Source organism: Sphingomonas sp. Leaf208 (assembly GCF_001421415.1).
GTDB lineage: Bacteria > Pseudomonadota > Alphaproteobacteria > Sphingomonadales > Sphingomonadaceae > Sphingomonas.
Map to the genome: position 1 here is coordinate 1 of NZ_LMKH01000022.1, position 8,770 is coordinate 8,770.

5 protein-coding genes and 1 tRNA gene are annotated in these 8,770 nt (G+C 60.5%); all 6 read right to left on the bottom strand.

The window, feature by feature from the left end; translation table 11 throughout:
- Nucleotides 1-194: 194 nt before the first annotated feature.
- The 6 genes from ASE69_RS22030 to ASE69_RS09950 all read right to left on the bottom strand — a co-directional run bounded on the left by ASE69_RS22030 (nt 195) and on the right by ASE69_RS09950 (nt 8,750).
- Nucleotides 195-584 carry a hypothetical protein gene (locus ASE69_RS22030; RefSeq protein WP_156362281.1) on the bottom strand — a complete coding sequence of 130 codons (390 nt, stop codon included), beginning with the start codon at nt 582-584 and terminating at the stop codon, nt 195-197.
- Nucleotides 585-1,178: 594 nt separating this feature from the next.
- Nucleotides 1,179-1,790, bottom strand: a complete 612-nt coding sequence (locus tag ASE69_RS09930) for an SLATT domain-containing protein (protein ID WP_056485839.1) — start codon at nt 1,788-1,790, stop codon at nt 1,179-1,181.
- Nucleotides 1,783-3,546, bottom strand: coding sequence for a phospholipase D-like domain-containing protein (locus ASE69_RS09935; RefSeq protein WP_056485843.1), 1,764 nt, complete (start codon nt 3,544-3,546; stop codon nt 1,783-1,785). Before ASE69_RS09935 ends, ASE69_RS09930 begins: the two co-directional genes overlap by 8 nt.
- Nucleotides 3,543-7,094, bottom strand: a complete 3,552-nt coding sequence (locus ASE69_RS09940) for an AAA domain-containing protein (protein ID WP_162236877.1) — start codon at nt 7,092-7,094, stop codon at nt 3,543-3,545. The genes ASE69_RS09935 and ASE69_RS09940 overlap by 4 nt, the downstream gene beginning before the upstream one ends.
- A gap of 522 nt (nt 7,095-7,616) precedes the next feature.
- A complete protein-coding gene (locus ASE69_RS22035) occupies nt 7,617-7,757 on the bottom strand; it encodes a hypothetical protein (RefSeq protein ID WP_156362283.1) in 141 nt (46 codons plus the stop codon).
- 916 nt (nt 7,758-8,673) lie between these two features.
- Nucleotides 8,674-8,750 (bottom strand) — tRNA-Met (locus tag ASE69_RS09950).
- Nucleotides 8,751-8,770: the final 20 nt, after the last annotated feature.

Sequence of the window (8,770 nt, forward strand, 5' to 3'; positions counted from 1 at the left end):
AACGAGGTGCATCCGCACCGCGCTTTGCGCTATCGATCACCCCGCGAGTTCATCGCGCAAACCTGCGAGGCCCTGTCAGGCCTTTAGGGGGCAACAACACAAACCATCGTAATCCCTCGCATTATTGAGCGAGAGTGCGAATGCTCACAATCCGTGCGGAGTAAAACACCGATGATTTAACCGGCATTTAATCGCTATTTCTGGTGCGACGGTGACCCTGCCTTCCGCCCCTTGCCAAACCATCGAGAAGAGACGCCAGCTGCGTGCATTGCTGCTTTGAAGTTAGCGAGCGCGATTGGTTTATGCGTCAGCGCCTCGATCTCTCGTTGGAAATCGGGGATCGTGTCACGGCTCGGATCCATATCCGGCTCGTGGTTCCGAATAAGTTGAACTAATTCCTCGAACCGGTCAGCCAACGGCGGACGGAAGACCAGATCGAAGTATCTGACTCCCTCGAATTCGATCGTCGTAGCATCAATGGCAATGTTCAAAGAGAGCAGCAGCGTAGGATCAATCGGACCCCGCGACGCCTGCCCCGCCCGCCGAGCTTGCGCTATCCACCGCTCATTTACGATCTTCTTCACCGCACGTTTTAGCAGCTCTCGCTGAACGCTTTTCGAGTGAAGGTACAACCTCGCTGCGACAGGGTCTTCGTACGGTCGGTCGTGGTAAGGTACGGCCGGGGCTTCGGCGGCACATTCGCTAAAATCGTCTGGATATTGCTTACGCAACGCATCAGGCCCAAGTTTCTCCGCTGCAGCGTAAGCACTCCATTCAGTAATGGTCGCGACCTCCCGACAAACCTCTACTAGCGTTTTGCTTAGGTACACCGCCGCGCCCTCGGAATTTAATAATCACCCCGCCGGTATATCCGACGATTGGGCGCACGCCTACGGTTCCATCGCACCGCCGCTACCAGCGCGTCAAATAAGCAGCGATCAAAGCCGCTCGGGAGCACCGTTGCCGCTGACATGTTACCGTGCCGCGTCGTCCGTCCAGCTGGAGCGAACTCTAGCTGGGCAATACTGACCGGACGGCTGGACCGACTTGTGGACGTTCGGGGGCCCTTTGCTGCTTCCAAGCTTCGGACAACCGTTCACATAGCCGTAGACGCGCCAGACCGGAACAGAGAGCCGTGCCTTTAAGTGTCAACGAGACCGGTGACGCCGGTGACGTTCCTAGAGCCTCGGGAGGAAGTGCCAGAACAGTAGCGGCGGGACAAGCACGAGCGAAAGGTAGAGCCAGTACTCCAAGACGAGCAGCAAGGCAGTGTTGAGTATGATGAGCAGGAAATCCGGCCAGGCAATTTTGAGCTCGCGCGCGTTGGGAATGCGGAACAGGTTGCGGTCCAGATCCTTGTGATTAAGTTGAGCGTCGCTCAGCGTGCCTGAATAGTCACTTGCAAAGCGGTCGCGTCGCTGGTCCGCCTCCGTCGTCGTCAGGGCCTGGAATTCGTTGTACAGCCTCGAGATCGCGAGAGCGTTCTCGCGCATGCGCTCGGCTTCGGTTCCGTAGTTGCGAGCGCTCTCGATAAGGGTGATCATGATGAGGAACACCGACACGACGATATTGGTCACGGACAGCAGCTTGATGCCGATGGGAGAGATCGAACTCTCGAAGACGATCTGGTAGAGCGAGATCGCAACGAGATAGCACGACAGCAGTGACGTGGCCCCGATCGAGATCCGGTGACGCCTTTCCAGGCGGTGGTGCGCATTGAAGCGTGCACTTTTGGTCTGCCACATCTTGCGCAGGAGATCATCTGTCGCGCGGCTGGGATGGTTATCCATGTGGTTCCTTATTTGCGGCCGCGGCATTCAGCGCGTCCGCTACCTTGGTAGCTAAACCGGGGCCATGCAGGTGAAGCCCCAACTCACGCCGGGGATTGCCTTGGGAGGGATCGGCAGACAACCAGTTTTGGCTTGTGATCACGACATCGTCGGTGTCCCACCCAAGTAGCTTTGCATGGACTTCGGGGGTCCCCGGTGGGACCACCGTGATACCGGCCATGTTGAGCTCGCCTACGATCGTCGCCCAGTTGGGATCGCCAGCGTCCGGGACGGTCCCATACCGCACCTCCCCGGTAAGCGTAGGCTTCGCCTCGATCGCTGCGGCCAGAGGGATGAGCAGTGCCTGTCGCGCAGACGCTGACACTCGATGGGTTGCGATATATAAACGCTGCTCCGCTTTTGCCGTCGCCTGGAGCAGCAGCCCGCGATGTTCGGCCCCGAAGACGAGCGTCGCCGAAACGGGCCCGCCGCCGGTCGGCAGCCCACTTGTAACGGCTGCCGCATACGCCGCGAGTTGTGAGGTCAACTCGTTCCAGTGACCGTCGCGCCCGCGGCTCAACTCCGCAGCTTGGAACAGCAAGTCGCCCACGAGGCGAGCGTCGCGTATTCTCACACCGCCCTCGAGCAAAGTCATTCCAGAAGAAAGCCAGTTGCAAGATCCAAGCAGCGCGTGGGGTGATCCACCCATCCGGTCTGCGATCACAAACTTCGCGTGCGAGCGTGTCGTGAAGGGGTGGAGGTGGATGAGTTCGTCCTCCCCCGTCTTCGACAGTCTTTCGCGGATACGCACGACCGTCTGGCGCGTGCGTCCAACCGACTTCGCGTCGTCGCCCTCTCCCCAGAGAAGTTCCACGCGAGCGCCTCGCCGCGCGGCTTCCAGGAGGGCGGGCCTGAGCCGTTCGAAGGCTTTATCACTTACGAAGGTAGAGTGGACGATTAGTCGCTCGCGCGCGCCTGAGATCAGTTGGAGAAGAGCCTGCTCGTTCGCCCGTCCTCCGATCAGCAGGTCCTCCTCCTCGAGGGTAATCTGCCTGGCCTTCCGCTCGAATTCTCCGAACGCTTCCGGTGGCGGCGCCGAAACTGTGACCGGCTGGCCCGGACGACTTGCCGATCCGCGCTTTGCCGCATCGAGCACGGCCTGTACGAGACGTTCCGGCGCCCGCTCCGGCAGTCCATCGACCTTTCCGTTTCGCACTAGGACGAGCGAGTAGCGCTCCATGAGGCGATCACCTGCGCGGTCCATACCGATGAAATGCTCGTCTGGACGAAACAGGTGCTCGACCAAATCCTCGACCTGGTACTCGCTCTCCCCTACGGATGCCTCCAACCACACGATGGCTTCTCGCCGCTCGCGCTCGATCACGGTACTCCTATGCAGAAACGGGAGTTCTCTAGGCTTAAAAACGGTGCCAGTGATACGGTCCACGACAAAGTTCATCCACCTCGAATCGGGCGTCGGTGCAGCTGGCAGTTCCGCCTTGCTGGCAGCGACGATACCGGTGGGGGTCGCAGCGAAAACGAGTTCACTTGGAGATGACGCCAATTCGACCCACCCGGCCCGCATGAGGCGGATCAGGATCTCGATCACCACGCGCTGATGCATCTGCCCAGCCTTTGCGATCGCGGAGACCCCTTGTGACTTCTCCACTAACGCGGCCAGTACCAAGTGCTCAACGATGCTCCAGCGCCGCCCCCGCTCCAGATGAAATTTTCGCTTGCCACGATAAACTGGGATCGCAACGCGGACGGCGCTCACGCTTCGCCCTCCCGCAACTGAACGATGCTGATACGGCGAACGTCTGTCGGTGGTGCATCGTCAAGCGCCTGGAACAACGTGCCAATAAATTCGATCTCGGCACTGCGACCTTGGATGCGCGCGCCCTCAAGTATCTCCTTGAGGAAATCGAAAGAGCCGATAACTATGAGACGCCATTTCGCGCGGCTCAATAGGACATTCATTCGACGGAAGTCTGACAAGAAGCCTAGCGCGCTCCTGATATTGGTGTGCGAGTTGTTGCGCACGAGCGATATTATCGTGATGTCCGCCTCACTGCCCTGAAACGAGTCCACAGTGAAGCACCGCCTCTCGTCCACGCCGGGCGCGGCGAAGCCGAGCAATGCGGGGTCTAGGTCAGGCTCTGCCGCGAGCATATCCCTCATTCGCTTCACCTGCTCGGCATAGGGCGACAGGAGCGCCATGGTCGGCGCTCCCGGGAGTCCTGCCGGACGGAGCTGTGAAAGGAGAAGCCGGACCGCCTCGCGCTCCTCTCTGTTGTGCCAACGCGGCGACTCCTCGCCACGGACATTGCCTCCAGAAGCCTGCTTTGATGGGATGTCGATGAGCAGGATCGGAACCTCGGGGACCTTGCTCGGATCGAGCGACATGATTGGGCAGGGCTTGGTGGCGAACCTCTTCTCGCTCTCGGCATGTGTGGTAAGCCCGTTGCCCTCGTGATCCGAGTAGAACGTGATGCCGATGATGCGGGCGATCGCTGGATGCATCCGGTGCTGTTCGTTCAGGCGCATCGCGAACTTGCGGCCCGACCGCCCCAGCTTCCTGCGGAACTCGTGCTCTATAAGTGTCTGGAAAAGCGTGGTCGCCTCGATGGCACGGGCGCAAAGCGCCGCCGCTGTCTCGGGATTTTCCTCGACCTCGTCGAGGATGGCTTCAGTAGTCTCGTCTCTGAGGGAGCGGCCAATGAAGTCCGCGCCGGCTCCGAGGGCGCCCGCCACCTTCTCGGGCATGCTCAGGAACGCGATCATTCTATCGGCATTAAAAGGTGGAAGTTGCTTGTGGTCCCCGATCATCAGCCGGCGGTGCGAGAGCAGTTGTGGTGCGATAAGCTCTGTCCCGGTCGCCTTTCCAGCCTCCTCAATGATGCTCCAGTCGAACTGACTGTGCTCCTCGATCATTCGCTCGAGGTCGGCGGAATTGGTGGTCGCGAAAACGAGGTTTGCCGCTCTCATCACCACACCTTCGAAGTTCCGCAAGTCTGCCGAGTGCTTAGATTTCGTGCCGGCCTTCCGTGTATCGTTGGCCCGGGCTCCACGTTCGAGCTTCAGAAAGCGCTCCCGCAATGCCGGTCTCGCATTGGCGACCAGGTCGCTTGCGGCGATCTCGCCGAGGGTTCGCTGGCTCACGAGCGCCAGACGATGCTCGCTGGGAGCTTCGCCCTCACGATTGGCACCGGTTCGCACGATTAGAGGCGCGGGCTCTATGTGTTGCATTGCCGGGACGACCTCCCCCAGCAGGTGGTTGACCGCGGCGTTGCTCTGCGCACTGAGCAGGAACCTCATCGTTGGCTCTTCATTCAGCCGCCGCTTGACGAGTTCCCTCACCAGCCGAGTCTTTCCAACGCCCGGCGGCCCCTGTACGAGGAACAGAGGCAGGGATCCGATGATCTGTCGCAACGCCTCCCGCTTGGACTCGTCGAGATCTCCCAGCTCCGCGTCGGCTGGTTGCGGATCATGGCTAGCGGTCAATTCGGCAACCGGGCTGGTCAATGCGCGCTGCAACTCAAGATGATCACGCAGAGCTCCAAGTGCCTTCAATCTCCGTCTGAGCTGGGTATCCCGGCCCACGGAATCTTCTGGTACCAAGAACAGCGGTTCGCCGTCGGAAGGCCGTGTGGCGCCTCTGAATCGGTAAGCATTCTGCTTGCCCGCGCGACGCAAGATGCCATCAAACTTCCACTCGCCGTCACGCGCATTTTGCTGACCAAGATTCTCCTCGGTCGTGAGAATCCATCCCTCGCGCCGAAGACCATCGCCGGTCAGGGCGATGTCTAGCCGGTCCGACGGTGATGCTATGTCTAACGCGTCCGACAGGCCATCGCGTTCGGGATCGCTGCGAGGCACGGCATGGATGATGACCTCGTCGCCAGCGGTGTCAGCAGTGCGCGCCGGAAGAAGTTGCACAGGAAAAGTCTCAGCTACCGCGAATAGCAGTTCTATGACCAAGGTGAGCGTGAGTGCGCGGTGAAACTCGGCGGCTGCGTCGATCTCAACGTCTCCGACAGTCATCTGAGCGCGGGGCGTATCCCACCCACGCACCCGTCCGCGACTACGCGCGAAGCGCGCTGGAGCCTCGGCCGAAGCTATAAGTTCCAGCCCCGCCGGCGCCAGTTGCAGGGTGCCGGCGACGTTGATCGGGGCTGGACCCTGCCGCGCCATGGAAGCGCACTCGGCGTACTCCCATGACGAAGTGAGCGCACGGGGCGCACGGTAGGGACGCAGCCGGTACCAGAAGTCATGGCCTCGCAGCATCAGCTTGACGGGTTCATCGCCTTCGGCCACCGCGACAAGCAGAGGCCCCTCGGAGAGATCATTCTCGATTATAGCGGGCAGCTCGGCGGCGATGCTTGCCGTGTCCGTCTCGAAGCGTGCCGCGACCGTACGGGCGATGGCCGAGTTAGCACGCAAATCCAGAACAAGATGAAGCTTCGCTTCTTTGCCTGCGGCCTCCGCAGCAACCGTCGTAATGATCTGGTCGATACGCTTCAGCACCACGTCGCCGTCCAGAACGTCCAGCGACTCAAGCCCAGACATCACGCGCAGCAGGCGCACCTCAGCCGCGAAGAGGTGTTCGGCGACCTCGAAGGCGGGAATGCCTAAGTTGGCGACTCTCTCCCAATCAGCGTCGATCAGTCGGGCGGTGAGTTTCGCAAATGCCGACCAGTCGCCGCGAAATGAGATCGCACCCTCTGACTTGCGCACGGTGGCCTTGCCAGGCGCTGCACTTGTTGCCAATCGCATCGACCACTCAAACCCTGTGAGTTGGAAGTCCGGTTCCTCGCTGCCCGCGCTCAGCACCGACCAAGCGTCCAGGTCCCGATGTAGCATGCCCTCAGAATGCAGTGCCTCAAGCCCGAGGGCGATCCGCTTAAGATTGCGCCAAGTACGGACTCGGTTCGCCGGCTGCCGTGGTGCATTCATCCAGTCGGCAGCTCTCCCTTGATCCAAAGACGTAGCAATCGGTCGCCGCGCACCTGGTTCAATGACCAGATAGAAGCCAGACTGGTCGCTCCCCGCGTCCGCGAGCCGAGCTATGACCTCGTGCGCTACCGGATGGCCGGCCATACGGTGCAACTGCCGGATCTCGTTGCGCCAAATTGACTCGAGATCCGCGTCGTTCTGGCGTGCGGAGCGAGGCCAGGTCTTGACCAGAACGTGCTCTCCCCCAGGGCCGGTGCCCTCGATCAGGCCTACCCGGCCAGTCTTACGATCAGGCGCGCGGAGATAAGCATCGTCGAGACGGTATTTCCCAAGAAAGTTAGAATTCCGCCGTCCAGATTTTTTTGCCATGCGCCGCCCCCGCAGACGCATCCCCAAGGCCCGCTGCATCCATTCCTACGGTTCGGACCACTGATTGGCCACAGCAAAAAAATTGAACAGGCATTCGCTCTTTTGGACCGCGCAGACCGACGACTGAGCCGCTCGAGGCGCAGGTCTTCCAATGCGCTCCGCCGCGGGTTTCTCGTAATAGGACATAAGGCGCTGGTTAAAATTGTGCGTGGGTTGGCTAACTGCGCGCTGGATGACCTTTCCGACCACGTGGCTCATCGAACTCTGCCAGTTATTCGGTTTTAAGGAACCCGCGGCACCTTGGTTAGCGAACGTCTTGGCCAAGACTGTCGTACGTGTCCTCGCGAACGCCACGTACATCTACCAGCTGCGGTCGCGTGCGATTTCGTCGCCAAGTCTTAAACTCAGCAGCGGCGACGTTTCCAAGCTCGCGACAACCACCGGCGACCGACGGACGATAAGGATCAGGCGTCAAACGATATCTAGAGCTTGTTCCGCTGCGGTGCACTTTCGGCGCGCCGATTAGATCACATCGGATGCCGTTGCCGCCTCGTCGCGGCGCCCGTTACGCTTAGAGCGCTCCACCTTGAAAAGCTGCGCTATTGCGACCGGCCCGCCATTGGCAGCCATTCCCGTCGCGGAGGCGTTCAACACGATGATCAAAGTCGCGCTGTCAGGGGACGAGCCGTCCGGCAAGGTTCCCTTCGGTCGGCGACCAAGATCGACGAGCAGGTAAGTGCCGTGCCTGACCCTGTCGCACAAAGATAGCGGTCAACGAGCTGTGAGTGGAAGCTATCCAGTAACTCGCCGTGCTTCCATCTGTGGATGAGCTTGATCTCTACCACAACCACGGCCGCACTGGCGCTGCGCAACTCGATTCGTAAATCCGTCCGGGCGGCGGTAGCCGTCTCGGCCTCCTGCACAATCGAAAACCAGGGCCGTCGGAGACCGTCGACCGCATGGCCGAGCCAAGCCCGAGAGTCGGACTCCAGGGTGGTCGTAGGAAACAAGCTGCGGCGGTCGAACTCGGCAGTGGCCAGCTTGCGCTGTAGGTCGGCGATCATGCGGCCGACGCGTGCGTGCAGCTCAGCCCCCGTTGCGGGCCGCGCCCAACTTTTCGCCGAAGGCGAGGACAGTCTCATGCGACCACGGCCGCGGCCTCATCGACCTCTTCGCGTAGCGGTTGCGCCACCGGTCGGCCCAGCCGGGGGAGACCGGCACGACGTGGAAGGCTAGTAGCTGCTCCAGAGTTCGAAGAACTGCTGACCGCGGTGCCAGACCTGGAGCTCATTTTGCACGCCGATGACGTGGCACGAAGCCGCGATCGCGGCGTGCCTCATTCGGTCGGTTCAGCATCCGAATTGCGAGATCTGGCCTGAACAACCGGCAGCTGAGCATTTGCGGCTGTCTATAACTGCCTATTCGTTTTTCACCAAAAGACGCGACCAGGAGATAATTGCGGTCATCCGCTACGCCGATTCACGCTCTAGGTCGATACCCCGTTGATACCTGGCTTGCTTGACGCGGATTGTCGAAAAGACGAAAATCCCGCTAAGTCTTTAGACTTGCGGGTTTTTGTTGGTTGCGGGGACAGGATTTGAACCTGTGACCTTCAGGTTATGAGCCTGACGAGCTACCGGGCTGCTCCACCCCGCGCCGAGATCCCATCAAAGTAT

Bases quoted from the DNA above. Each gene is read 5' to 3' on its own strand.
- ASE69_RS09930 (WP_056485839.1), bottom strand. From the start codon at position 1,790: ATGGATAACCATCCCAGCCGCGCGACAGATGATCTCCTGCGCAAGATG.
- ASE69_RS09940 (WP_162236877.1), bottom strand. From the start codon at position 7,094: ATGGCAAAAAAATCTGGACGGCGGAATTCTAACTTTCTTGGGAAATAC.